Source organism: Delftia sp. WY8 (genome assembly GCF_018437695.1).
Classification (GTDB): Bacteria; Pseudomonadota; Gammaproteobacteria; order Burkholderiales; family Burkholderiaceae_C; genus Comamonas; species Comamonas tsuruhatensis.
In genome coordinates, this window is record NZ_CP049795.1 from 5,497,745 (window position 1) to 5,521,268 (window position 23,524).

Sequence of the window (23,524 nt, forward strand, 5' to 3'; positions counted from 1 at the left end):
GTCAGGACAGGCGCGCGGCGCCCATGCGGCAGGCGATCAGGAAGGCCTGCCAGGTGGCCTCCACGCTGGCCCGGCCCTGGCCCGCGATGTCATAGGCCGTGCCGTGGGCCGGCGTGGTGATGGGGATCGGCAGGCCGCCCTGCACGGTCACGCCGCGCGAGAAGCCCAGCAGCTTGATGGCGATCTGGCCCTGGTCGTGGTACATGGTCACGATGGCCTGGTACTCGCCGGCCTGGGCCTTCAGGAAGATGGTGTCGGCCGGGAAGGGGCCGTGGAACGGGTCGGGCGTGGGCCAGTCGCGGGCCTGCAGCGCGCGCACGGCCGGCGCGATGATGTCGATCTCCTCGCGCCCGCAGGTGCCGCCGTCGCCGTTGTGCGGGTTGAAGCCCGCAATCGCCACCTTGGGGGCCGCCATGCCGCTGGCCAGCAGCGCGCGGTAGATCAGCTCGGCCGCCTGGGCGATGCGCTCCTGGCTCAGATAGCCGGCCACGTCCCTGAGCGGCACATGGGACGAAATGCGCGAGGTCCACAGATCGCCCAGCGTGTTGAATTCGCAGAAATAGCCGCTCACACCCAGGTACTCGGCAAAGTGGTGCAGCTCGTCCTCATGGCGCAGGCCGCCCAGCTTCATGGCCTGCTTGTTGAGCGGCGCAAAGCAGATGGCGTCGATCTGGCCGGCCTGGGCCGCGTCCATGCACCGGTCCAGCACCTGCAGCACCGAGCGCCCGCCTGCGGCTTCGGCACGACCCGGGTGCACGGCATCGGGGGCCACCGTGTCCAGGGCCAGGAAGGCGGGCAGGGCGGTGTCGGTGCGGCCACGTGCATGGGCCATGCCGGCGATGGGTGTGGTGGCCACCTGCAGGCCCGCGATGCGCTGGCCCTGCTGCCACAGCCAGGGGTCGCCGGCCAGCACGATGTTGGCCTTTTGCATGGCCTCGGGCCGCGCCAGCAGGCGTGCGATCAGTTCGGCGCCTATGCCGGCGGGATCGCCCAGGGTCAGGGCGACGACGGGAAGTTCGGATGCGGGCATGTGCGGCTCAGTCGATCTTGATGTGGTTCTTGCGGATGATTTCGCCAAAGCGCTGGTACTCGGCGTTGTGCAAGGCAATGAACTCCGCCTGGCCCATGGGCTGCAGCTCGGCGCCCACGGCCTCCAGTCGCGTGCGCGTCTCGGGCAGGGCCAGCACCTTGTTGACTTCGTCGTGCACCCGGGCCTGCACGGCGCGGGGTGTGGCCGCTGGCATGTAGATGCCGTACCAGGCGCCTATCTCCACGCCCGGCAGGCCGGCCTCGGCCAGCGTCGGCACCTGGGGCAGCTGGGCGTTGCGGCGCGGTGACGTCACGCCCAGCGGGCGCAGCTTGCCGGCCTTGATCTGGCCGATCACCGAAGGCATGGTGTCGAAGCTCATCTGCACCTGGCCGCTGACCAGGTCCACCAGGGCGGCGGCGCTGCCCTTGTAGGGCACGTGGGTCAGTTCAATGCCGGCCGCGTCCTTGAACATCTCGGCCGCGATGTGCTGGGTGCTGCCCGTGCCGCTGCTGGCGAAGTTGATCCTGCCGGGCTCCTTGCGGGCCAGGGCGACCAGTTCCTGCACCGAGTTGGCGGGCAGGTTGTTTCCCACCACCAGCACATTGGGCACTGCGCCTACATAGGCCACAGGCACCAGGTCGCGGTTGCTGTCGTAGCCCAGCTTGAGCAGGTGCGGGGCAATGGCATGGGCCGTGACCACGCCCATCACCATGGTGTGCCCGTCCGTGGACTTGGCCGTCATGTCCACGGCCAGGGTGTTGGAGACGCCGGGGCGGTTTTCCACGATCACCGGCTGGCGCAGCAGCGGCGCGAGCCGGTCGGCCACGGCGCGTGCCATGGCATCCGTGCCGCCGCCCGGGGCCGAGCCCACCAGCATGCGCACGGGCCGCGCGGGCCAGTCGGGCGGGGTTGGCGGGGTTTGAGCGGTGGCGAGCGAGGGCAGCAGGGCGGCTGCGGCCAGCAGGATGCGGCGTTGCATGTCTTGTCTCCGGTGCTTTTGTTGTGGGTCCATGCTAGGCAGGCAATTGATTGCCGTAAACTGAAAATTGCTGATGAATGGATAACTCCAGGCAATCAATTCAAAGGGACTTCCATGGGCTCCATCGACCGCAGGGACAGCACGCCGCAACTGCTCAACCGCCTGCGCATGCGGCAGGTGGCGCTGATGCTGGCCATAGAGGAGCAGGGCACGCTGCGCGGCGCTGCAGCCCGGCTGGGCCTGAGCCAGCCGGCCGCCACCAAGATGCTGCATGAGCTGGAAGGCGCGCTGGGCCTGCCCCTGTTCGACCGTGTGGGGCGCGGCCTGCAGCTGAACGCGGCGGGCGAGCGCGTAACGGGCTACTTCCGCCATCTGCGCGGCGGCATGGAGGCGCTGAACCGCGAGCTGCAGGAACTGCGCGAAGGCAGCGCGGGGCGGCTGGCCGTGGGCAGCATCATGGCGGCGTCGCCGGGCCGCCTCACGCAGGCGCTGCTGGCGCTCAAGCGCCAGTGGCCGCTGCTGTCCATCGAGGTGGCCGTGGACACCAGCGACCGGCTGCTGGCGCAGTTGCAGGACGGGGTGCTGGAGGTGGTGGTGGGCCGTCCGGCCGGGCCGTCCGACGCGGATCACCGGTTTTGCTCGCTCGATGATGAGGCCCTGTCCATCATCGCGGGCTGCGGCCATCCGCTGGCGCGTGCCCGCAGCGTGAGCTTTGCGCAGTTGCAGGCCCATGGCTGGGTGCTGCAGCCGCCGGGCAGTCCCATGCGCGCGCTGATCGACCAGGAGTTCCAGGCCCACGGCCTGCCGCTGCCGCGCGGCCTGATCGAGACGGGCTCCATCCTCACCACCATGAACCTGGTGCGCAACTCCGATCTGGTGGCCGTGATACCGCAGGCCGTGGCCCGCGACCATGCCGAGCACGGCATGGTCCGCATCCTGCCCTACCGCATGCGCCGCAACCTGCAGTCCTACGGCAGCCTGGTGCGCCGCGACCGGCCGCTGAGCCAGGCGGCCGCCAGCTTTCTGGCGCTGCTGCACGGGCAGGAGCCGCCGCCGGCATCCGCGCCCTAGCCGATGTACCGCGCCAGATGCGGGCTGACCCGCTTGCAGTAGCTCTTGCAGACGCGGCGCAGCACCTGGGCAGTGTCGGTGACGCCGGGCGGCGGGCTCTTGGGGTACCAGGTGGTGATGCGAAAGGAGGGCGGCGTGGGCAGCTCCAGCTCCACCAGCTCCCCGCTTGCCAGCTGCGGCGCCACCAGCATGCCGTGCATGATGGCGACGCCCAGGCCCTCGCGCACCAGCGAGACCAGGGCCGCCAGCGAGGGCGATCCCGAGATGCGCAGATCGCTGGAGACCATGCCGCTTTGCACGGCCAGCTGCTGTGCCATGGCCACGGCCTGCTCGTAGGGGCCGGTGCCGCGCATCTGTGTCAGCAATTGCTTGCCCAGCGCCTTGTGCAGACCATCCTTCCTGGGCACCAGGCCCCGCCTGGCAATCCAGTGCACGGGCACTTCCAGCAGGTTCTCGACCACGGCGAACTGGGGGTCCACGCCGCAGCCGGTGCGCACGATCAGGTCCAGGTCGCGCCGCATCATCTGCTCCGACAGGTGGGTGCTCAGATCGACGGTCAGGTCCAGCTCGATGTGCGGCAGGCTGGCGCCCATCGCCTTGACGAATTCGGGCAGGAAGGTGTGTACCGCCGTCTCCAGCACGCCGACCCGCAGGCGGCAGCCGATGGCGTCGTCGGACCTGGCGGCACGCTCCAGGGTGCGTGCGGCTTCGATGACGGCCTCCGCATGCCGCAGCAAGCGGGCGCCGGCGTCGGTGATCTGCAGCGTCTTGCGGTCCCAGTGGAACAGGGTCACGCCAAGGTCCGACTCCAGCCCGCGTATGCGCATGGAGACGGCACCGGGGCTGGCGTGGACCAGTTCGGCCACGCGGCGCACGCTGCCGATGCGTGCCAGCAGCACAAAGGTTTCCAGAAAGCGGATGTTCATGGGTGTCTGCGCGGGCTGCAGTGGCTGTTCAGTTTTTCTGGGAGAGGCTGCGCACAATTCCTGAGTGGACCGGTGGCCTGCTGCTTTTTACATTGGGAGGCATCTCCACTCAATAGAGGCTCACCCATGACGCACTGGACCCATCCGACCGAGTTCCGACAGGAGGTGCGCGCCGGCCGCTTTCGCGAGCAGACGGCAGGGCAGTGCCCCGGCTACACCCAGGGCAACCTGGCGATATTGCCGCGCGAGTGCAGCGAGGAGTTCCTGCGGTTTGCTCGCCTCAACCCCAAGTCCTGCCCGCTGATCGGCGTGACCGAGCCCGGCAGCAGCCGCGTGCCCGAACTGGGCGATATCGATCTGAAGACCGACCTGCCCTCGTACTGGGTGTTTCGCGATGGTCACAGGGCCGAGCAGGTGAATGACCTCACGGAGCTGTGGCGCGACGACCTGGTGGGCTTTGTCATCGGCTGCTCCTACTCCTTCGAGGACGCGCTGCGCGAGGCGGGCGTGCCCGTGCGCCACATCGATGAAGGCCGGGGCGCGCCCATGTTCATCACCGACATTGCCAACGGCCAGGCGGGCCGGTTCGGTGGCCGGATGGTGGTCAGCATGCGGCCCATGACGGCCGCCCAGGCCATCCGTGCGATCCAGGTGACTTCGCGCTTTCCCAGCGTGCATGGGGCGCCCGTGCACCTGGGCGATCCCGCGCAGATAGGCATTGCCGACATCGACAGGCCGGACTTCGGCGAGCCCATGGCGCTCAGGCCGGGAGAGATTCCCGTGTTCTGGGCCTGCGGCGTGACGCCCCAGCAGGCCATACGCTCGGCGGCCCTGCCATTCGCCATCACGCACGAGCCGGGCCACATGCTGGTGACGGAGTTGCGCAACAGCCATCTGGCCGCGTTCTGACGGCCTGCCTGCCTGGCTTGGGGCCCGCTTCGGCGGGCCTTTTTCTTTGCGTCGCTGGCCGGCAAGGGGCCGCTCCTGTTCAGTTTTCGTGAACAGAGGGGGCGAAAACTTCTCGATGGACGCGGTCCAGGGGCACTTTTAGATTGGACGCCAGTGGTGGGCACCGGCGGAGGGCCGTGCTCCAGGCCACGGTTTTCCTGACTTCAACTTCGAGACAAACGGGTTCCGACACCATGCAAGAACGCTCCACTCCCCATGACAGGCGCTGGCAATTCTGGATAGACCGTGGCGGTACATTCACCGACATCGTGGGCAAGCGGCCCGATGGCAGCCTGGCCACGCACAAGCTGCTGTCGGAAAACCCCGAGCAGTACCGGGACGCGGCCGTGGCCGGCATCCGCCACCTGCTGGGCCTCAAGCCAGGCGAGCCGGTCACGCCGGACCTTGTGGAGTGCGTGAAGATGGGCACCACGGTGGCCACCAATGCGCTGCTGGAGCGCAAGGGCGAGCCCACGCTGCTGGTGACCACGCGGGGCTTTCGCGATGCGCTGCGCATCGCCTACCAGAACCGTCCGCGCCTGTTCGACCGCCATATCCAGTTGCCCGAACTGCTCTACAGCGAGGTGGTCGAGGCCGTGGAACGTGTGGATGCCCATGGGAAGGTGCTGCGCGAGCTGGACGGGCTGCACCTGCACACGGCGTTGGCCGCAGCCCATGCGCGCGGCCTGCGCAGCGTGGCCATCGTCTTCATGCATGGCTACCGCCATACGCGGCATGAGCAGATGGCGGCGCGCATTGCGCGGCAGTTGGGTTTCACGCAGGTCAGCACTTCGCACGAGACCAGTCCGCTGATGAAGTTCGTGAGCCGGGGCGATACCACGGTGGTCGATGCCTACCTGTCTCCCATCCTGCGCCGCTATGTGCAGCAGGTGGCTGCAGAGATGCCGGGAGTGCGGCTGTTCTTCATGCAGTCTTGCGGAGGGCTGTCCGATGCGGGCAGTTTTCAGGGCAAGGACGCCATCCTGAGCGGGCCGGCCGGAGGCATCGTGGGCATGGCGCGCACGGCGGGCCTGGCCGGGCACGACAGGGTCATCGGTTTCGACATGGGTGGCACATCCACCGACGTCAGCCACTATGCAGGCGCCTTCGAGCGCGAGTTCGAGACCCAGGTGGCCGGCGTGCGCATGCGCGCGCCGATGATGAGCATCCACACCGTGGCCGCCGGCGGCGGCTCGGTGCTGGCCTACGACGGTTCGCGGTTCCGCGTGGGACCCGAGAGCGCGGGTGCCCATCCCGGCCCGGCGAGCTATCGCCGCGGCGGCCCCCTGGCCGTGACCGATGCGAACGTGATGGTCGGCAAGGTCCAGCCGCGCTACTTTCCCAGCGTGTTCGGGCCTGCCGCCAACGAGCGACTGGACGGCGAGGCCGTGCGTGTCCGCTTCGAGGAACTGGCGCGGCAGACGGGGCGCACTCCCGAGGACGTGGCCGAGGGCTTCATCCGCATCGCCGTGCAGCAGATGGCCAACGCCATCAAGAAGATCAGCGTGGCGCGCGGCTATGACGTCACGCGCTATACGCTGCAGTGCTTCGGCGGCGCGGGCGGCCAGCATGCCTGCCTGGTGGCCGATGCGCTGGGCATGTCCCGCGTGTTCGTGCATCCGCTGGCCGGCGTGCTCAGCGCCTACGGCATGGGCCTGGCGGACCAGACCGTGATCCGCGAGCAGGCCATGGAGCTGGCGCTGACTGCCGAGGCCCTGCCGCTGATCGCCGAATGCCTGGATGCGCTGGGCACGGGCGCGCAGGCGGAGCTGGAGCGCCGGCAGGTCGGCGCAGGCCCTGTGCAGGTGCGGCACAACGTGCATGTGCGCTACGAGGGCTCCGATTCCGCCTTGGTCGTGCCCTTTGGCTCCCTGCCGGGCATTCAGTCGGCTTTCGAGTCGGCCTACCGCCAGCGTTTCGCCTTTCTGATGGCGGGCAAGGGCCTGGTGGTGGAAGCCGTGTCGGTCGAAGCCGTGATTGCGGGCGATGCGCCCAGCGAGCCGGTGCTGCCGGAGCATCCGCCGCGCGAGCATCCGCGCCGCGAAACCGTGCGCATGTACTCCGGCGGCGCCTGGCATGGCGCGGCCCTGGTGGTGCGCGAGGACCTGCGGCCCGGCGACGTCATTGCCGGCCCGGCCATCATCGCCGAGCGCAACGCCACCACCGTGATCGAGCCTGGCTGGTCGGCCAGGCTCACCGGGCTGGATCACCTGGTGCTGGACCGGGTGGTGCCGCGCAAGGTCGAGTACGCGGCCGGCACGACGGTGGACCCTGTGCTGCTGGAGGTCTTCAACAACCTGTTCATGAACATTGCCGAGCAGATGGGCCTGCAGTTGCAGAACACCGCCTATTCGGTGAACATCAAGGAGCGGCTGGATTTCAGCTGCGCGCTGTTCGATGCCCGGGGCCATCTCATCGCCAACGCGCCGCACATGCCCGTCCATCTGGGCTCCATGGGCGAAAGCATCCAGACGGTGATCCGCAGGAACGCCGGGCGCATGGCCCAGGGCGATGTCTACGTACTCAACGACCCCTACCAGGGTGGCACCCATCTGCCGGACATCACCGTCATCACGCCGGTCCATATCGCCGGCGAGGCATCTCCGACCTTCTACGTCGGCAGCCGGGGCCACCATGCCGATGTGGGCGGCATCACGCCGGGCTCCATGCCGCCGTTTTCCACGCGCATCGAGGAAGAGGGCGTGCAGATCGACAACTTCAAGCTGGTCGATCGCGGCGTGCTGCGCGCCCAGGAGATGGTCGAGCTGCTGCAAAGCGGCGAGTACCCGAGCCGCAACCCGCAGCAGAACCTGGCCGACCTGAAGGCCCAGATCGCGGCCAATGAAAAAGGCGTGCAGGAGCTGCACAAGATGGTGGCGCAGTTCGGCCTGCCCGTGGTGCAGGCCTATATGGGCCATGTGCAGGACAACGCCGAGGAGTCGGTGCGCCGCGTCATCACGCGGCTCAGGGACGGGCAGTTCACGCTGGAACTGGACAACGGCGCGCAGATCCGCGTGGCCGTCACCGTCGATACGGCCGAGCGCAGTGCCGTCATCGATTTCTCGGGCACCAGCGTCCAGCAGACCAACAACTTCAATGCGCCGCGCGCCGTGTGCATGGCGGCCGTGCTCTATGTGTTCCGCACGCTGGTGGACGACGACATCCCGCTCAACGCGGGCTGCCTCAAGCCTTTGAAAGTCATCATCCCCCAAGGCTGCATGCTCAACCCCAACCCGCCCGCTTCGGTGGTCGCGGGCAATGTGGAGACCTCCACCTGCATCACCAACGCGCTGTTCGGCGCGCTGGGCGTGATGGCGGGCAGCCAGCCCACCATGAACAACTTCACCTTCGGCAATGCGCACCACCAGTACTACGAAACCATTGCCGGCGGCAGCGGCGCGGGCGCGGTGCTGGACGCCGAGGGCCGGGTGGAGCGCGGCTTCAACGGCACCAGCGTCGTCCAGACGCACATGACCAATTCGCGCCTGACCGATCCGGAGGTGCTGGAGTTCCGCTTCCCCGTGATGCTGGACAGCTATGAAATCCGCGACGGCTCGGGCGGCGGCGGGCGCTGGCACGGCGGCAACGGCGGCGTGCGGCGCGTGCGCTTCCTGGAGCCCATGACGGCCAGCATCCTGTCCAACGGGCGCCTGAATCCGGCCTTCGGCATGGCAGGTGGCCAGCCGGGGCAGCCGGGCATCAACCGTGTGCTGCGTGCCGATGGCCAGGTGGAGGAACTGGACCACATCGGCGCCGTGCACATGCAGCCGGGCGACATCTTCGAAGTCTGCACGCCAGGGGGCGGCGGCTACGGAACGGCGGCCTGACACGCCGCCAGCAGGGGGCATGGCGCGGGCGGGGGAGGGCCGCCCGGCCAGGCCCGGATCACAACCGATGGAGTGCCATTGAATGCAAGACGCTTCGCGCAGCCGAAGTGCAAGGAGACAACAAATGACAAGCCTTGACAACGCAAGGACCCTGGCCGCAGAGCAGCCCCGGGGCCACTGGCTGGGCCAGCTCGAGCCCAAGGAAAAGCGGGCGCTGACGGCCTCGTTCGGCGGCTATGCCGTGGACGCCTTCGACTACTACACGCTGCCCCTGGTCACCCCGATCCTGCTGTCGCTGTGGGGCATGAGCAAGACCGAGGTCGGCCTGATCGGCACCTCGACGCTGGTGGCCTCGGCCATCGGCGGCTGGATGGCCGGCATCCTGGCGGACCGCTACGGGCGCGTGCGTGTGCTGCAGTGGACCATCCTCGTATTCGCTCTTTTCACCTTCGCCTGCGGCCTGGCGCAGACACCGGGCCAACTGCTGCTGGCCCGCACGCTGCAGGGCCTGGGCTTTGGCGGCGAGTGGGCCGTGGGCTCGGTGCTGATCGCCGAGACCATACGGCCGGCCTTCAGGGGCAAGGCGGTGGGCCTGGTGCAAAGCAGCTGGTCCATAGGCTGGGGCGCGGCCGTGCTGGTGTCCATGGCGCTGTTCTCGTTTCTGCCGCCCGAGATCTCATGGCGGGCCATGTTCCTGCTGGGCCTGCTGCCGGCCCTGCTGATCCTGTACATACGCCGCACCGTCAAGGACCCCGAGGTCTACCTGAAGACCCGTGCCGCCGTGGGCCGGGGCGAGCGCAGCGGGCACTTCCTGGACATCTTCAAGGGCGGCATGCTCAAGACCACGGTGCTGGCCAGCCTGATGTTCACCGGCATGCAGGGCGGCTACTACGCCATTGCCGTGTGGCTGCCCACCTTCCTGAAGAACGAGCGCCACCTGACAGTGCTGGGCTCGGGCGGCTACCAGTTCATGTTCATCTTCGGCGCCTTTGCAGGCTACCTGTGCGGTGCCTACGCCTCCGACCGGCTGGGCCGGCGCCTGGCCTTCACGCTGTTCGCCATCGGCGCCGGCAGCCTGGCCTATGCCTATACGCTGCTGCCCATCACCGATGCCTGGATGCTGGTGCTGGGCTTTCCGCTGGGCTTTTTCATGTCGGGCATCTTCAGCGGCGCCGGAGCCTTCCTGGCCGAGCTGTTCCCCAACGAACTGCGCGGCTCCGGCCAGGGCTTTTGCTACAACTTCGGCCGCGGCATCGGGGCCACCTTCCCCGCGCTGGTGGGTGTGTTCAGCGACCGGCTGGGCCTGTCGCTGGGCATGGCCATCGGCATCTGCGCCACGGCGGGCTACGTGATGGTGGTGTTGTTCGCCATGTGCCTGCCGGAGACGCGAGGCCGGGATCTGGCCGCGCAGTGAAGCGCTGGCCAGACCGGCCACGGCACGCTCAGTAGCTGCCCATGTAGTCGCGCTTGCCGACCTCGACACCGTTGTGGCGCAGCAGGGCATAGGCGGTGGTCACATGGAAGAAGAACTGCGGCAGGCCGTAGTGCAGCAGGTAGGCGCTGGCGGTCAGCTTCTTTTCCTTGGGCGTGCCGGGGCGCAGCACGATCTCGCGGGACTCGCTTTGCGCGAACTGCTCGGGTGCGAACGAGCCCACATGGTCCAGCGCCTTGGCGATCAGCGCCTGCAGTTCGGCAAAGCTGGTCTGCGTGTCGGGCCACGAAGGTACCTCGGCGCCGGCCAGGCGCGAGGCGATGCCCTTGGCGAAGTCCGCAGCAATCTGCACCTGGCGCACCAGCGGGAACATGTCGGGGAACAGGCGGGCCTGCAGCAGGGCGTCGGGATCGATGTTCTTCTGCGCGGCGTGTTCCTCGGCCTTTTTGAGCACGTCGGACAGGGCCTTCAGCATCTGCTGCAGGACGGGAATGGAGGCGGTGTACAGGGGGCTGGTCATTGCGGGCTCGCTAAGGATTGTGAAGGGCTGGCAATCGCATGCACCTGCATCCGTCGCCAGCCGGCACAGGCTAACAGCAACTGCTTTCACTTGCCGCCTGCGCTAGCATGCGCGCCATGCAAATCCCTGAAGCCGCTCCCTCGTTCGCGGGCCTTGGCCAGGCCGGATTCGGCGCCGCCATCTTCGACATGGACGGCCTGCTCATAGACTCCGAGCCCTTCTGGAAGCGTGCCGAGCGCGAGTCCTTTGCCGAGGTCGGCATCGACATCACGGCCGAGATGTCCCGCGTGACGGCGCCTATGACCACGGCGCAGGTCGCCGCGCACTGGTATGCCCACCGGCCCTGGCAGGGGCCCAGCCAGCGCGAGCTGGAGAGCCGCGTGGTCGCGCGCGTGGCGGCCCTGGTCAGCGCGCATGGGCAGGCCCTGCCCGGCGTGCGCGAAACACTGGGCGCCTGCCGCGCCCTGGGCTGGCGCGTGGCGCTGGCTTCGAACTCTCCTTTGTCTTTGTGCCACCACACCCTGGATGCGCTGGGCCTGCGGCCGGCGTTCGACGCCATCGTCTCGGCCGAGCAGGTGGTGCGCGGCAAGCCCGCGCCCGACATCTATTACTTCGCGGCGCAACGCCTGGGTGTGCCGGCCGGGCGCTGCCTGGTGTTCGAGGACTCGGTCTCGGGAACACATGCGGCGCGGCAGGCCGGCATGACCGTCATCGCCGTGCCGTCCGAGGACCAGTGCTTCGACGGGGCGCAGCCTGCGCCGAACTGGGTGGTGCCCACGCTGGTGGCGCTGCATGGGGCAGCGGGCCGGTAAGGCATCCGCAGCACCCGCATCGCATGGCGCGTGCCGGCCGCAAGGGTGTTGATGAGAACCATTCTCAGTACAATCGCCGCCCGTGCCGTTCTTCTTCGTCCTGTCCGTTTCCCATGCTGGCGTGCCTGCCTGCGTCCTGACCGCTGTGCCGGGAGCCTGCCCGTGAGCGCGCGCGTGCCTGGCGCGGACGATGATGCCGCCCCCTCCCTGCTGGCCCGCGTGTATGCACGCTGGCACCAGCCTCTGCGCCGCCTGCTGGGCCGGCAGATGCGCAACCGCGAGGATGCCGAGGATGCGGTGCAGGAGGTCTTCGTGCGCTATGCGGCCTCGGGCAAGGCCCTGCCGCCCGAGGAGCAGGAGCCCTATCTGCGCGTGATCGCCCGCCATGTATCGCACGATGCCTGGCGCCGCTCGGCGGGCGCGCCGGGGCGCGAATCGGTCTCGCTGGATGAACACATGGAACTGGCGCAGCAATTGCCGGCCGGCGAAGGCTCGGACCCCCTGCAGGCGGCGCACCACCGCGAGCGCCTGGGCCGGCTGGAGCAGGCCATGGCCGAGCTGCCCGAGCGCCGCCGCGAGGCCTTCGTGCTGCACAGCATCGACGGGCTCACGCAGACCGAGGTGGCGCAGCGCATGGGCATTACGCGCCGCATGGTGCACAACCATGTGACGCTGGCCATGGCCTATTGCGAGCTGCGCGTGCAGTACGGCAGCGCCGAAGACATGCGCCTGATGCAGGGCCTGCTGGCGCAGGCCGCGACGGACGGGGAGGGCCGGGAATGACGCTGACCCCGCAACGCCTGCAATTGCATGCCCGCGCCGCCGACTACTTCGCCCGCCGCCGCGAAGCCGACTGGACCGGCGCCGACGAGCGCGAACTCGACGCCTGGCTGGCCGCCGACCCGCAGCACCGCAGCATCTTCGAGAGCCTGGGGCGCACGGTGCTGGACCTGCAGCAGTTGCCCAGGCCGGCGCTGGCCTGCGACGCGGCTGCTGCGCCGCAAGCCAGGGCGAGCGGGCCGCGTGCGCAGACACAGGCCCACTTGCCCGCGCCGGCACGTCAGCGCACACGCCGCGGCCTGATGCCTGCATTGCTGTCGGTGGCTCTGGTCACGACGCTGGCCGTGGGCGGGGGCTGGTATGCCTGGGACAACCACGCAAGCCATGTGATCGAGATGGCCACCGGCCCCGGCGAGGTGCGCGAGGCTGAACTGCCCGATGGCACGCGGGTCACGCTGAATTTTTCCTCCAGGCTGCAGGTGCGCTACTACCCGCGCCGCCGCGAGACGGTGCTGGATCAGGGCGAGGCCTTCTTCCAGGTCGCCGCCGACCGCTCGCGGCCCTTCACCGTGGACAGCGGCGCCAGCCAGGTCCGCGTGGTGGGCACGGCCTTCAATGTGCGCGCCGGGCCGCCCGCGCTGGTGGTCAAGGTGCTGGAGGGCAAGGTGGAGCTGCGCCCCGACCGCCATGCGGCGGACGACCGGCGCCTGCTGCTGGGCGCGGGTGCCGGCATGTCCGTCGATGCCCGCGACGGCACGCAGCATCCGCTGGCGGCCGGCGCGGACACGGTGGGCGACTGGCGCAGCGGCCAGATGGTGTTCCAGCAGGCAACGCTGGCCGAGGTCGCTGCCGATCTGTCGCGCTACCTGGGCCAGCCCGTACGGGTGGATGGCGATGCGCGGCTGGCCGCGCTGTCCGTGTCCGGCGTGGCGCTGACGGGCAAGCCCGAGGTGTTTCTGCGCTCGCTGCCGCACTTGTTGCCGGTGCGTGTGCAGGCCGAAGCGCAGGGCGGCTGGCGGATCTCGGCGCATTGAGTGCATTGTCTATTTGTAAATTAATGTAAATAACCCGCTTTCTCGGTTCGTCCACGTTCCCACTTTGGCGCGGTAGCGGGTTTTACCTTCATGGAGGCCGGGTTTTCTCGCGCCTCCATGGTTGCCAGCCAGGCCGCTGCCCAGTGCACAGCTCAGCCAACAACCGCGACGGCCGCGCACGCGCGTGGCGGGTGGACGCTCAACTGTCTGCCTGCCACCCACCGCGCACACCGCGACAGCGGGCAATGGACACAGTGCAGCAGGAGCAGGGATGCAAGCAGGAAAAGAACACGGCAGCGCCGCCATGGGCGCGGGCATTTGGGGAGGAGAGTTTCAGCACAGGGGCAGGCCATGGCGGCGGGCAAGGATGCCGTCGCTGGTGGCCGCAGCCCTGGTTGCGCTGGCGCAGCCGGCGGTGCAGGCGCAGCAGCCATCGTCCGTGCAGGCGGGGCAGGCAGGGGAGCTGGCCTTCAGCATCGCGCCCCAGCCGCTGGCCGGCGCGCTGCGCCAGTTCACGCAGCAGGCCCAGCACCAGGTGCTGTTCGATCCGCAGATCGTTGCAGGCCGCACTTCGCCGGCCTTGCAGGGCCGCTTCACGCCGCGCCAGGCGCTGGACCGGCTGCTGGCCGGCACGGGCGTGACCGTGATCGACGCCGTACCGGGCGCCTACACGCTGAAGGCACCCGCCAGGGAGCCGTCGCCGGCAGCCGATGCTGCGCTGGGCACGGTGCTGGTCACGGCCCAGGCACACGCTGGCGATACCACGGAGGGTTCGGGCTCCTATGCGGCCTCGCGCGTGTCGCTGGGCAAGGGGCAGAGCGTGCGCGAGACGCCGCAGTCCATCTCCGTGGTCACACGCCAGCGCATCGAGGACCAGGGCCTGGTCTCCGTGGGCGACGTGATGCAGCAGACCACGGGCGTGACGGTGGACTACGCGGGCTCGGGCGGCCTGGGCGGCACGGCCAACAGCTTCTACGCGCGGGGCTTCCAGATCAGCAATGTCCAGATCGACGGAGCGGCGGTGGACGCCTTCAGCCAGGGCACCTTCGACCCCAACATGGCCATGTACGACAGCGTGCAGGTGATCCGCGGCGCGGACGGCCTGTACAGCGGCAATGGCGAGCCCGGCGGCTCCATCAACCTGGTGAGAAAGCGCCCCACGGCACAGCCGCAGGTGCTGGCCTCGGCCTCGGTGGGCAGCTGGAACCAGCGCCGTGCAGAACTTGATGTGGCGGGCCCCCTGGCTGCCGATGGCCGGGTGCGCGGCCGCGCCGTGCTGGCGCACAGCGACCGCGAGTTCTTCTATGACTACGCCGATGCGCGCAACACCTTGCTCTACGGCATCGTGGAAGCCGATCTCACGCCTGCGACCAAGCTGACCCTGGGCGGCAGCTACGACAAGTCGGCCAGCCTGCCCTGGCGCAGCGGCCTGCCGCGCGCGGCCAATGGCGACGATCTGCACCTGCCGCGCAGCACGGCGCTGATGGCCGGCTGGGGCCACTACGACAGAACCAACAAGGAACTGTTTGCGCAGCTGGAGCAACGGCTGCAAGGCGACTGGCGCGTCCGTGCCCATGCCAACTACGTCAAGGTCGACAGCGACAGCCGTCTGGCGGACATGTCCGGGGCGGTGGACCCCTCGACCGGCCTGGGCGCGGCGCTCAGCGGGTTCTCCAACGATTTCTATTCCACCAAGAAGGCGCTGGATGCCAACGTCAGCGGAACGTTCTCCTTGCTGGGGCGCAGGCACCGGCTGCTTTTGGGCGCGGACTGGGTCAAGATCCGCGACACGCAGGACACCTTTCTGTCCGAGGTGGACATGCCGGGGGGCATCAACGTGTTCGGCTTCGACCCGGGCGCCATTCCCCTGCCCAGCTTCGTCTGGAAGACGCGCAGCTTCGCGGGCTATGGCGCCACGCAGAAAGGCCTGTACGGCCGGCTCAACCTGAGCCTGACGGACCGCCTGACCGCCATCGTCGGCGCGCGCCGCGCCAGCTACGACACGCAGACGCCCTGGCTGCGCTTCGATCGGGCCGGCAATCTCACCAGCCGCATCGTGTCGTCCTATGGCGAGAGCGGCATCTTCACGCCCTACGGTGGCCTGGTCTACGACATCGACGACCGCTGGACGGCCTACGGCAGCGTCGCCGAGATCCACAAGTCCCAGGCCGACAAGCTGGGCGGGCCCTTTCCCGGCACGCCGCTGGACCCCATCAAGGGCCGCAATTTCGAGCTGGGCGCCAAGGGCGAGTTCAACGAGGGCCGGCTGATGGCCTCCATGGCCCTGTACCGCATAGAGCGCAATGGCGAGGCCGTGGCCGATCCCTCCTACCCCAACACCGACATCGGCGACGCGGGCCTGAACTGCTGCTGGCTGAGCAAGGGCAAGGTGGTCAGCCAGGGCGTGGAAGGCGAGATCTCGGGCGAGCTGGCGCGCGGCTGGCAGCTGTTTGCCGGCTACACCTTCAACCGCAACCACAACAAGACGCCGGGCATCGAAGGCATCTACCACTCCGTCACGCCCAAGCATCTGTTCAAGCTGTGGAGCACCTACCGCCTGCCCGGCGAGCTGTCGCAATGGACGATTGGCGGTGGCGCCAATATCCAGAGCGCGCATTTCGTGAGCGGCTCGGCCAATGCCTTCAATCCTGACACGGGCAAGTTCGACGGCGCGGCCGTGCCCTTCAAGTTCAGCCAGGGCGGCTATGCCGTGTGGAATGCCAGCGTGCAGTACCGCATCAACCGCAACTGGCAGGCCGTGCTCAACCTGAACAACCTGTTCGACAAGGTCTACTACCGCACGGTGGGCACCAGCGGCGGCAACAACTGGTATGGCGAGCCTCGCAATGTGATGCTGACGCTGCGCGGAACGTTCTGAGGCACCCCTGAGCGGCTGCGCCGCTTCCCCCTCTCTTCGGAGGGGGCGGACACCCTCTGGGCGTGGCGCCCAACGCCAGCAACCTGCTGGACAGGCGCTGCTACGTGCCTTCGTTCAACACGGTGTCGGGCAACAACTGATACGGCGCACCGCGCTCGCTGCTGCTGACGCTAAGCGCCGCGTATCTGGCGCGTGCTATGCGGCAGCGGCCGCCGCAACGCCGAACTCCTCGCTGTCCGCCTGGGCACCGTCGTCGAACACCAGGCGGCGCTCGGGCCAGCGCATGGCGGCAAGCTTGAAGCGCTGCTGCGGGTCCTCGCCCGCCAGGCGGGCATTCCAGCGGCCGCCGACCGAGTAGTCCACGCAGAACACATTGCCGCGCCGGCCGTGCCAGGACAGCGGGCCCGTCTGGCCGAACAGGTTCTCGGCCTGGGCACCATGGAAGGACGGGCCGCCGCGATTCAGGCGCCGCCAGTAGTGGCCCACGACCACGGCCTGGGCATCCTCATATTCGTTCCACCAGGCCACGCGCTCGACGAAGCGCCACTTGCCGCCCGCGTAGAAGGGGTTGCGGCATTCGCGCTCCACGCCCGAGGTCAGCACCTTCAGCGGATTGACCATGGCCTTGGCCAGCTCGCTTTCGCTGTGCGCGGGCAGGAAGGGCGGCAGCCAGTTGCGGTCTTCCAGGTCGTGCGGCCATTGCCGGCGCTCGGCGCGCATGCGTTCGGCCACCTTGTTGACCTGGGCCTGCTGGGCGGCCACGGCCTCGAAGTGGTCATAGGCGCTGCGCGCGCTGCCTGGCGGCAGCTCGCGCGCCATGGCGATCTGCTGCGGGCGCCAGGCCGCGTGGACCACGCGCAGGTCCTCGCGCTCCATGGCGATGGGCAGCCGCTCCAGCAAGGCCAGGGTGTCGGGGATATCGCACAGCGGCATGCGTGCGAACGGGGCGTACTTGGGTGTGTCGGAGGCCACGCGGCTGTCGAAGAACCAGCCGGAGCCGTCCTTGGCATCCTCGCGCAGCAGGTTGATTTCGTGGTTGCCGAGCACGGCCAGCGCATGGCCCGACTCCAGCATGGGCACCACGCGGGCCAGCACGCCCGGGCTGTCTGGACCCCGGTCGCAGAAGTCGCCCACGAAGACCAGGCGCCTGCCCTGGGGGTGGCGGCCCAGCACGTCGTAGCCCAGGTGCCCCAGCAGATGCTCCAGCGCTTCGGCTTCGCCATGGATGTCGCCGACGATGTCGAGCGGACCGGGGGGCAGGGGCTGGACGAGGCTCATGGCGGAAAGATGCAAAAGACGGCGCAGGCTTGGAAAACCGACATTATTTGCACAGACCCGCCGTGCCCGCCAGCCCCGTTTGCGACAGGACCGTGTCAGCGCCGTTGCAGGCGCACAAAGCTGTAGGGCAGGCCATTGGCTGCCACATGGCCGCTGCGCGAGACTTCCTGCCACTCGGGGCCCGGCGTGGGCGCGAAGGCGTCGCCTTCGTAGTCGCGTTCGATTTCAGTCACCTCGATGCTGTCGGCCAGCGGCAGGGCCTGGGCGTAGATCTGGGCACCGCCCATGACCCACACGTCGGCGGATGCCTGGCGGCCCAGCGCCAGGGCCTGCTCCAGGCTGGTGGCATGCAGCACGCCGGGGGCGGCTGGCTCGGGTGCCCAGTCCGCCTGGCGCGTGACCACGATGTTGGTGCGCCCGGGCAGCGGCCTGAAGCGGGCCGGCAGCGAGTCCCAGGTCTTGCGGCCCATGACCACGGCCGAGCCCTGGGTCAATTGCTTGAAGTGCGCCAGGTCCTCGGGCAGGTGCCAGGGCATGGCATTGTCCTTGCCGATGACGCCGTTGGCGGCGCGTGCGTAGATGAGATGGATGGCCATCGGGCGGGTCTTTCTGCTGCCTCAGACGGCCACGGGGGCCTTGATGGGCTCGTGGTGCTGGTAGCCGACGACCTCGAAGTCCTCGTACTCGTAGCCGAAGATGGAGTCGGGCCGGCGCTTGATCTGAAGCGTCGGGTAGGCGAAGGGCTGGCGCGCCAGCTGGGTCTCGACCTGGGTGAAGTGGTTGTTGTAGATGTGGCAGTCGCCACCGGTCCAGACGAAGTCGCCCACCTCCAGGTCGCATTGCTGGGCCAGCATGTGGGTCAGCAGCGCGTAGCTGGCGATGTTGAAGGGAACGCCCAAAAATATGTCCGCGCTGCGCTGGTATAGCTGGCAGCTGAGCTTGCCGTCGGCCACGTAGAACTGGAAGAAGGCGTGGCAGGGCATGAGCGCCATCTGCGGCAGGTCGGCCACGTTCCAGGCGCTGACGATGATGCGGCGGCTGTCCGGGTTGCTCTTGAGCTGCTTGACCACTTCGGCGATCTGGTCGATGTGGCCGCCGTCCGGCGTCGGCCAGTTGCGCCATTGCACGCCATAGACCGGGCCCAGGTCGCCGTCCTCGCGGGCCCATTCGTCCCAGATGGTGCAGCCGCGCTCCTGCAGCCAGCGCACATTGCTGTCGCCGCGCAGGAACCACAGCAGTTCCAGGATGATGGACTTGAGGTGCACCTTCTTGGTGGTGACCAGCGGAAAGCCTTCGGACAGGTCGAAGCGCATCTGGTGGCCGAACACGCTGCGCGTGCCCGTGCCGGTACGGTCGGTCTTGGACACGCCGTGCTCGTACACATGGCGCATGAAATCTTCGTACTGGGAGCGGGCTGGGCGGGGCGCAGGAGTCGTGTTCATCTTCCGGATTATCCCTTGATGAATACGGCGCCTTGTCCGACGGTATCCATGCCCCTTGAAACAAGGTCTGGCGCCCCGGGTGCGAAAATGCCCGCAGACTGGTGCCGGTGCATTGCCCAGGCTTTCGCACCGGCGTCACCGCTTTTTTCGCATCCGCTTTGACAAGGAGCTTGCGCATGTCTTCCATGCTCTCCCCCTGGCAGGCCGCCGTTGCATTGGGTGTCGCCATGCTGGCGCTGACAGCCTGCGATCCGCGTTCTCCCTCCGTCCCGACTCCCAAGGCCGCGCAGTCCGTCGCACTCGATGTGGCTGCACCAGCCCCGGAATTGGTGCTGGCGTTTCCCGCGCGCACGCGCATGCCCTCCACCGCCAAGGCGGGGGAGCCCGGCCTGGACAGCCTGGCCGAGTACGTGGGCAAGTATCCCTACGACGGCACCAACTACCTGGAGCAGGGCGTGCTGGCCGACCGGCTCAAGGCGCTGCTGGGCACCAGCTACCCGACCCTGCTGAGCAATATGCGTACCGTGGGCCCGCTGACCAAGGAAGGAGATGTCTGGAGCATCGTCGGCCTGCGCCCGCACCAGGGCGGCGAGGAAATGGGCGCCATCGTGATCGATCCCGCCCGCAATGCCCTGCGCGTGTGGCTGCTCACCGGCGGCAAACAGTCCGACTTCTCCGATGCGGCCGGCGCCGACATCGCCTGGCCCGAACAGGTCAACAAGACGATGGCCAATATCGAGGCCAAACCGGTTTCCTGACAAGGCAGGCACGTGCCGCTCCTGGCTCAGGACGGCGCGTGCAAACCCGGCGCTGCCCCAGAAGGGGCGGCGTTGCGCTCAGGAGGCTTGCCTTGGCAGGATGCAGCCCGGGTTCATCAGTCCCTGCGGGTCCAGCGCCTGCTTGATGGCGCGCATCATGCCCAGCGCCACGGGGGACTGGTACTTCTGCAGCTTGTCCACCTTGAGCGCACCCACGCCGTGCTCGGCCGAGAACGAGCCGCCGAATTCGGCCACGGCTTCATAGACGAGGTGGTTGACCAGGTGCTCTCGCTCGTTGAGGAAGGCCTTGGCGTCACCGCCCTCGGGCGCCTGCACGTTGTAGTGCAGGTTGCCGTCGCCCAGGTGGCCGAAGTTGACCAGGCGCACGCCAGGGATCTCGCGCTGCAGCACGGCATCGGTGTGCTCGACGAAGGCGGGGATGCGCGATGCGGCGATGGAGATGTCGTGCTTGATGTTAAGGCCTTCCTCGGCCTGGGCCAGCGGAATGCTTTCGCGGATGTGCCACAGCTCATGGGCCTGCGACAGGCTTTCGGCCACCACGGCGTCGAGCACGCAGCCGTCCTCGAAGGCCAGCTCCAGCAGCGCCTCGAAACGCTCGCGCGCATGCTGCTCGGACTCGCTGTCCGAATTCTCGACCAGCACGTAGTAGGGCGGCGCGCCGATCAGCCCGGCAAAGGGCACGCGCAGCTGGGGCATGTGCTTGATCACCAGCGACAGAGCGAACTGGCCCATGACCTCGAAGCCCGTCAGGCCCGCGCCCAGGTACTGGTGCGCCATGCCCAGCAGGCGCACGGCCGCTTCCATGGAGGGCACGGCGGCGAAGGCCGTGAGCTGTGCCGCAGGCTGGGGGAACAGCTTCATGGTGGCGGCGGTGATGATGCCCAGCGTGCCTTCGCTGCCGATGAACAGGTCGCGCAGGTCGTAGCCGGTGTTGTCCTTGCGCAGGCCCTTGAGGCCGTCCCAGATCTCGCCCTGCGGGGTGACCACTTCCAGGCCCAGGCACAGCTCGCGCGTGTTGCCGTAGCGCACCACCTGGGTGCCGCCCGCGTTCGTGCCCAGGTTGCCGCCAATGGTGCAGCTGCCTTCGGCGGCCAGCGACAGCGGGAACAGCAGGCCCTCTTTCTCGGCAAGCTCCTGCAGGCTTTGCAGGATGCAGCCGGCCTCGACGGTGAAGCTCAGGTTGTCGCGGTCGATGTTGCGCACGGCATTCATGCGCGTGAGGCTGAGCACGACCTGCGTGCCGCTGTCGTCCGGCGTGGAGCCCACCGACAGGCCGGTGTTTCCGCCCTGCGGGATGATGCTGGTGCCTGCGGCCGCGCATTCGCGCACCACGGCGGCCACCTCGGCCGTGCTGGCCGGGCGTACCACGGCCAGGGACTTGCCGCGCACGCGGCGGCGCCAATCCTGTTCGTAGGCCACAAGGTCGCCCTCGGTGAGGACATGGGCTTCGCCGACGATCTGGCGCAGGCGTTCAAGCAGTGCAGTCATGTTGCAACTTCTTTCAAAGACGTGAAGGCATGAAAACGGGGGGCTCAGCCGCCGGCCGCCTGGGCCGCGCGGCGCGCGCTGCGCTGGCGCCAGCGCACATGCAGGGCGCAGGCGGTGAACAGCATCAGGCACAGGAAAACTTCGAGCAGCGCCAGCCAGCGCCCGGGCGCGGGGTCGCTCCAGGCGCGCACCACGCCCTCGGTGAAATAGATCCACACCAGCAGGCTGACCCAGCGGTAGGTATACATGCGGTGCTTGAGCAGGCCGATCAGCGGAATCGCCAGCGGCAGGGCCTTGAGCACAAGCCAGGAGCCCCCGGGCCGCATGGGCGCCAGCCACAGTTCCCAGGCCAGGCTCAGCACGATCAGGCCCATGAGGCTGGAGACCGCCAGCCAGCGGGTGGCGGCGACATCGGCGCCGGGGCGAGAAATGGAATCAGTCATCGGGGTGGCATCATATCGGCCATGGTCTTGACCTTTGAACATGTGATTGCTTGGATGGCCGCGCCCGCTGCAGACATGCGCCTTGCGGCGGAGATGTGGCGATGAGCGGCGGCCCCGAAAAGGAGCCCGTCGATGGCCTGGAGGGTGGCTCCCTGGCGCTGCCCGTTCCTGCCCGGGAGCGCAGCCTGTCCCTGGCCGAGCCGCCCGAGCCTGCGGTGCCGAGATCGTGGCGCGAACGCTGGCGCTGCTTTCCATGGCGCAATACCGCACACACGCTGCGCGAACGCTTTCGCGAGGACCGGCTGGGCGTGACCGCCAGCAGCCTGACCTTCACCACGGTGCTGGCCCTGGTGCCGTTCTTCACGGTGGCGCTGGCGCTGTTCACGGCCTTTCCCATCTTCTCCCGCGTGCAGATCGTGCTGGAGCGCTGGCTGATCGACAGCCTGATCCCCGAGACCATCGCGCGCCAGGTGCTGGGCTATCTGACGCAGTTCGCCTCCAAGGCCAGCCAGCTGGGCATGGCGGGGTTTTCCATTCTGGTGATCACGGCGGTGGCGCTGATCCTCACCATTGACCGCACGCTCAACAACATCTGGCGCGTGCGCCAGTTGCGGCCGCTGGGCCAGCGCGTGCTGATCTACTGGGCGGCGATCACGCTGGGCCCCCTGGTGCTGGGCCTGAGCCTGGTGCTGTCGTCCTATGTGATGTCGGCCTCGCGCGGGCTGGTCAATGCGCTGCCCGAAGGCTTGCGCTTCATCTTCGATTCCATCGAGTACCTGGCGCTGGCCGCTGGCATGGCGGGCCTGTACCACTACGTGCCCAACACGGCGGTGCGCTGGCGCCATGCCTGGGTGGGCGGCCTGTTCGTGGCCACCTGCATGGAGCTGGCGAAGAAGGCGCTGGGCCTGTACCTGGCCTCGGTGCCTACCTATTCGGTCATCTACGGCACCTTCGCCACGCTGCCCATCCTGCTGATCTGGATCTACATGGCCTGGGTCATCGTGCTGCTGGGCGCCGTGGTCACGGCCTACCTGCCCATCGTGATGGCGGGCGTGCAGCGCATGCCGGGCCAGCAGGGCTGGCAGTTCGAGATGGCCGTGGAGATCCTGCAGTACCTCGCACAGGAGCGCGAGTCGCCCGCCAAGGGCTTGTACGCCAGCGATCTGGCGCGGCGCCTGCGTGTGGACTGGCAGCAGATCGATCCGGTGCTGCAGGCGCTGTCGGTGCTGGACTGGGTGGGCACGGTGCAGGCCCCCGGCACTGTGGCGGCCAGCGAAGGCCCCGAGCCCCGCTACATGCTGCTGGTGGAGCCCCATCGCACGCCGCTGCAGCCGCTGGTGCAGCGTCTGCTGCTGGCGCCGTCGCCGGCCGTGCAGCCGCTGTGGGATCGCACGGGGCTGGCAGGCATGACGCTGGCCGATCTGCTGGAGCAAAGGCCGCAGGCTCCGGTCTAGAGCGGGATGCGGCCCGTCAGGATGTCGCGCCACATCACCCAGTCGCCGCGAAAGCTGTAGAGCGGGCGCTTGAAGCTGGCGGGCCGGTTCTTCTCGAAGCCGAAATGCCCTATCCAGGCAAAGCCGTAGCCAAACAGCAGGCCGCCCAGCAGGAACCAGAAATTGCCGGTCAGGAACAGCGCGAACAGGCACAGCAGCGCCAGCGTGGAGCCCACGAAGTGCAGGCGCCGGCAGGTGCGGTTGCTGTGCTCCTGCAGGTAGAACGGATAGAACTCGGCAAAGCTCTTGAACTGGCGCGGGTCCACGGCAGCCTGTGCGGCGCCGGGCAGGGGAGCGGAAGCGTGTGACATGGCAGGCCTTCGCAAGCATGGGGTAGGGTCAACTTATACGCTGCTGCCTTGCC

General features: G+C 68.3%; 20 protein-coding genes. 10 read left to right on the forward strand and 10 right to left on the reverse strand.

Annotated features, from left to right (window positions below):
- Position 1 precedes the first annotated feature (1 nt).
- Together G4D77_RS25255 and G4D77_RS25260 are read right to left on the reverse strand one after the other, a co-directional pair.
- Positions 2-1,030 carry a 4-hydroxythreonine-4-phosphate dehydrogenase PdxA gene (locus G4D77_RS25255; RefSeq protein ID WP_154833811.1) on the reverse strand — a complete coding sequence of 343 codons (1,029 nt, stop codon included), beginning with the start codon at positions 1,028-1,030 and terminating at the stop codon, positions 2-4.
- A gap of 7 nt (positions 1,031-1,037) precedes the next feature.
- Positions 1,038-2,009 (reverse strand): Bug family tripartite tricarboxylate transporter substrate binding protein, encoded by a 972-nt coding sequence (locus G4D77_RS25260; RefSeq protein ID WP_047326713.1) that lies wholly within the window; start codon positions 2,007-2,009, stop codon positions 1,038-1,040.
- A 114-nt stretch (positions 2,010-2,123) separates the two neighbouring features.
- On the opposite strand from G4D77_RS25260, the gene G4D77_RS25265 reads away from it, so the two are divergent.
- Entirely contained in the window at positions 2,124-3,080 is a 957-nt protein-coding gene (locus G4D77_RS25265; RefSeq protein WP_154833812.1) for a LysR family transcriptional regulator, read from the forward strand.
- On the opposite strand, the gene G4D77_RS25270 is transcribed toward G4D77_RS25265, so the two are convergent.
- Positions 3,077-4,006 carry a LysR family transcriptional regulator gene (locus G4D77_RS25270; RefSeq protein ID WP_154833813.1) on the reverse strand — a complete coding sequence of 310 codons (930 nt, stop codon included), beginning with the start codon at positions 4,004-4,006 and terminating at the stop codon, positions 3,077-3,079. The two genes, G4D77_RS25265 and G4D77_RS25270, sit on opposite strands and share 4 nt — an antisense overlap.
- A 126-nt stretch (positions 4,007-4,132) precedes the next feature.
- Between G4D77_RS25270 and G4D77_RS25275 the strand changes: the two genes are divergently transcribed.
- From G4D77_RS25275 to G4D77_RS25285, 3 genes are all read left to right on the forward strand, one after another.
- Positions 4,133-4,915 (forward strand): putative hydro-lyase, encoded by a 783-nt coding sequence (locus G4D77_RS25275; RefSeq protein WP_154833814.1) that lies wholly within the window; start codon positions 4,133-4,135, stop codon positions 4,913-4,915.
- Between the two features lie 233 nt (positions 4,916-5,148).
- Complete coding sequence (locus tag G4D77_RS25280) at positions 5,149-8,781, forward strand: hydantoinase B/oxoprolinase family protein (protein WP_213757753.1); 3,633 nt, start codon at positions 5,149-5,151, stop codon at positions 8,779-8,781.
- Between the two features lie 124 nt (positions 8,782-8,905).
- Positions 8,906-10,195 carry an MFS transporter gene (locus G4D77_RS25285; RefSeq protein ID WP_154833816.1) on the forward strand — a complete coding sequence of 430 codons (1,290 nt, stop codon included), beginning with the start codon at positions 8,906-8,908 and terminating at the stop codon, positions 10,193-10,195.
- Between the two features lie 28 nt (positions 10,196-10,223).
- Here G4D77_RS25285 and G4D77_RS25290 read toward each other — a convergent pair whose 3' ends face one another.
- Positions 10,224-10,733, reverse strand: coding sequence for a DUF1993 domain-containing protein (locus G4D77_RS25290; protein WP_047473888.1), 510 nt, complete (start codon positions 10,731-10,733; stop codon positions 10,224-10,226).
- Positions 10,734-10,849: 116 nt separating this feature from the next.
- Here G4D77_RS25290 and hxpB point away from each other — a divergent pair, with 116 nt between their 5' ends.
- The 4 genes from hxpB to G4D77_RS25310 all read left to right on the forward strand — a co-directional run bounded on the left by hxpB (position 10,850) and on the right by G4D77_RS25310 (position 16,237).
- Complete coding sequence (gene hxpB / locus G4D77_RS25295) at positions 10,850-11,545, forward strand: hexitol phosphatase HxpB (RefSeq protein ID WP_223275131.1); 696 nt, start codon at positions 10,850-10,852, stop codon at positions 11,543-11,545.
- A 162-nt stretch (positions 11,546-11,707) separates the two neighbouring features.
- Positions 11,708-12,328: an RNA polymerase sigma factor gene (locus G4D77_RS25300; RefSeq protein ID WP_126310652.1), complete on the forward strand. Its 621-nt coding sequence runs from the start codon at positions 11,708-11,710 to the stop codon at positions 12,326-12,328.
- Positions 12,325-13,359 (forward strand): FecR family protein, encoded by a 1,035-nt coding sequence (locus G4D77_RS25305; RefSeq protein WP_154833818.1) that lies wholly within the window; start codon positions 12,325-12,327, stop codon positions 13,357-13,359. Before G4D77_RS25300 ends, G4D77_RS25305 begins: the two co-directional genes overlap by 4 nt.
- A 271-nt stretch (positions 13,360-13,630) precedes the next feature.
- A complete protein-coding gene (locus G4D77_RS25310) occupies positions 13,631-16,237 on the forward strand; it encodes a TonB-dependent siderophore receptor (RefSeq protein ID WP_154833819.1) in 2,607 nt (868 codons plus the stop codon).
- Between the two features lie 195 nt (positions 16,238-16,432).
- Here G4D77_RS25310 and G4D77_RS25315 read toward each other — a convergent pair whose 3' ends face one another.
- The 3 genes from G4D77_RS25315 to G4D77_RS25325 form a co-directional block, all read right to left on the reverse strand.
- Positions 16,433-17,515, reverse strand: a complete 1,083-nt coding sequence (locus G4D77_RS25315; RefSeq protein ID WP_154833820.1) for a metallophosphoesterase — start codon at positions 17,513-17,515, stop codon at positions 16,433-16,435.
- A 95-nt stretch (positions 17,516-17,610) separates the two neighbouring features.
- Positions 17,611-18,111: a dihydrofolate reductase gene (locus G4D77_RS25320; RefSeq protein ID WP_016451327.1), complete on the reverse strand. Its 501-nt coding sequence runs from the start codon at positions 18,109-18,111 to the stop codon at positions 17,611-17,613.
- Positions 18,112-18,132: 21 nt separating this feature from the next.
- Complete coding sequence (locus G4D77_RS25325; protein ID WP_034400291.1) at positions 18,133-18,957, reverse strand: thymidylate synthase; 825 nt, start codon at positions 18,955-18,957, stop codon at positions 18,133-18,135.
- A 176-nt stretch (positions 18,958-19,133) separates the two neighbouring features.
- Here G4D77_RS25325 and G4D77_RS25330 point away from each other — a divergent pair, with 176 nt between their 5' ends.
- Complete coding sequence (locus G4D77_RS25330; protein ID WP_016447509.1) at positions 19,134-19,715, forward strand: Ivy family c-type lysozyme inhibitor; 582 nt, start codon at positions 19,134-19,136, stop codon at positions 19,713-19,715.
- Positions 19,716-19,793: 78 nt separating this feature from the next.
- Here the strand turns inward: G4D77_RS25330 and G4D77_RS25335 are convergent, their stop codons facing one another.
- Both G4D77_RS25335 and G4D77_RS25340 read right to left on the reverse strand, forming a co-directional pair.
- The gene (locus G4D77_RS25335) at positions 19,794-21,224 is read right to left on the reverse strand and encodes an FAD-binding oxidoreductase (RefSeq protein WP_017406726.1); all 1,431 of its coding nucleotides are present in this window, start codon (positions 21,222-21,224) and stop codon (positions 19,794-19,796) included.
- A 44-nt stretch (positions 21,225-21,268) separates the two neighbouring features.
- On the reverse strand, positions 21,269-21,667 hold the full coding sequence (locus G4D77_RS25340; protein WP_016451330.1) for a DUF2069 domain-containing protein: 399 nt from the start codon (positions 21,665-21,667) through the stop codon (positions 21,269-21,271).
- 101 nt (positions 21,668-21,768) lie between these two features.
- Here G4D77_RS25340 and G4D77_RS25345 point away from each other — a divergent pair, with 101 nt between their 5' ends.
- Positions 21,769-23,121, forward strand: coding sequence for a YihY family inner membrane protein (locus tag G4D77_RS25345; RefSeq protein WP_154833837.1), 1,353 nt, complete (start codon positions 21,769-21,771; stop codon positions 23,119-23,121).
- Here G4D77_RS25345 and G4D77_RS25350 read toward each other — a convergent pair.
- Positions 23,118-23,471 (reverse strand): Mpo1-like protein, encoded by a 354-nt coding sequence (locus G4D77_RS25350; protein ID WP_016447505.1) that lies wholly within the window; start codon positions 23,469-23,471, stop codon positions 23,118-23,120. The two genes, G4D77_RS25345 and G4D77_RS25350, sit on opposite strands and share 4 nt — an antisense overlap.
- Positions 23,472-23,524: the final 53 nt, after the last annotated feature.

Excerpts from the sequence above, each read along its gene's own strand:
- G4D77_RS25255 (WP_154833811.1), bottom strand. The coding sequence starts at position 1,030 with ATGCCCGCATCCGAACTTCCCGTCGTCGCCCTGACCCTGGGCGATCCC.
- G4D77_RS25260 (WP_047326713.1), bottom strand. The coding sequence starts at position 2,009 with ATGCAACGCCGCATCCTGCTGGCCGCAGCCGCCCTGCTGCCCTCGCTC.
- G4D77_RS25265 (WP_154833812.1), top strand. The coding sequence starts at position 2,124 with ATGGGCTCCATCGACCGCAGGGACAGCACGCCGCAACTGCTCAACCGC.
- G4D77_RS25270 (WP_154833813.1), bottom strand. The coding sequence starts at position 4,006 with ATGAACATCCGCTTTCTGGAAACCTTTGTGCTGCTGGCACGCATCGGC.
- G4D77_RS25275 (WP_154833814.1), top strand. The coding sequence starts at position 4,133 with ATGACGCACTGGACCCATCCGACCGAGTTCCGACAGGAGGTGCGCGCC.
- G4D77_RS25280 (WP_213757753.1), top strand. The coding sequence starts at position 5,149 with ATGCAAGAACGCTCCACTCCCCATGACAGGCGCTGGCAATTCTGGATA.
- G4D77_RS25285 (WP_154833816.1), top strand. The coding sequence starts at position 8,906 with ATGACAAGCCTTGACAACGCAAGGACCCTGGCCGCAGAGCAGCCCCGG.
- G4D77_RS25290 (WP_047473888.1), bottom strand. The coding sequence starts at position 10,733 with ATGACCAGCCCCCTGTACACCGCCTCCATTCCCGTCCTGCAGCAGATG.
- hxpB (WP_223275131.1), top strand. The coding sequence starts at position 10,850 with ATGCAAATCCCTGAAGCCGCTCCCTCGTTCGCGGGCCTTGGCCAGGCC.
- G4D77_RS25305 (WP_154833818.1), top strand. The coding sequence starts at position 12,325 with ATGACGCTGACCCCGCAACGCCTGCAATTGCATGCCCGCGCCGCCGAC.
- G4D77_RS25310 (WP_154833819.1), top strand. The coding sequence starts at position 13,631 with ATGCAAGCAGGAAAAGAACACGGCAGCGCCGCCATGGGCGCGGGCATT.
- G4D77_RS25315 (WP_154833820.1), bottom strand. The coding sequence starts at position 17,515 with ATGAGCCTCGTCCAGCCCCTGCCCCCCGGTCCGCTCGACATCGTCGGC.
- G4D77_RS25320 (WP_016451327.1), bottom strand. The coding sequence starts at position 18,111 with ATGGCCATCCATCTCATCTACGCACGCGCCGCCAACGGCGTCATCGGC.
- G4D77_RS25325 (WP_034400291.1), bottom strand. The coding sequence starts at position 18,957 with ATGAACACGACTCCTGCGCCCCGCCCAGCCCGCTCCCAGTACGAAGAT.
- G4D77_RS25330 (WP_016447509.1), top strand. The coding sequence starts at position 19,134 with ATGTCTTCCATGCTCTCCCCCTGGCAGGCCGCCGTTGCATTGGGTGTC.
- G4D77_RS25335 (WP_017406726.1), bottom strand. The coding sequence starts at position 21,224 with ATGACTGCACTGCTTGAACGCCTGCGCCAGATCGTCGGCGAAGCCCAT.
- G4D77_RS25340 (WP_016451330.1), bottom strand. The coding sequence starts at position 21,667 with ATGACTGATTCCATTTCTCGCCCCGGCGCCGATGTCGCCGCCACCCGC.
- G4D77_RS25345 (WP_154833837.1), top strand. The coding sequence starts at position 21,769 with ATGAGCGGCGGCCCCGAAAAGGAGCCCGTCGATGGCCTGGAGGGTGGC.
- G4D77_RS25350 (WP_016447505.1), bottom strand. The coding sequence starts at position 23,471 with ATGTCACACGCTTCCGCTCCCCTGCCCGGCGCCGCACAGGCTGCCGTG.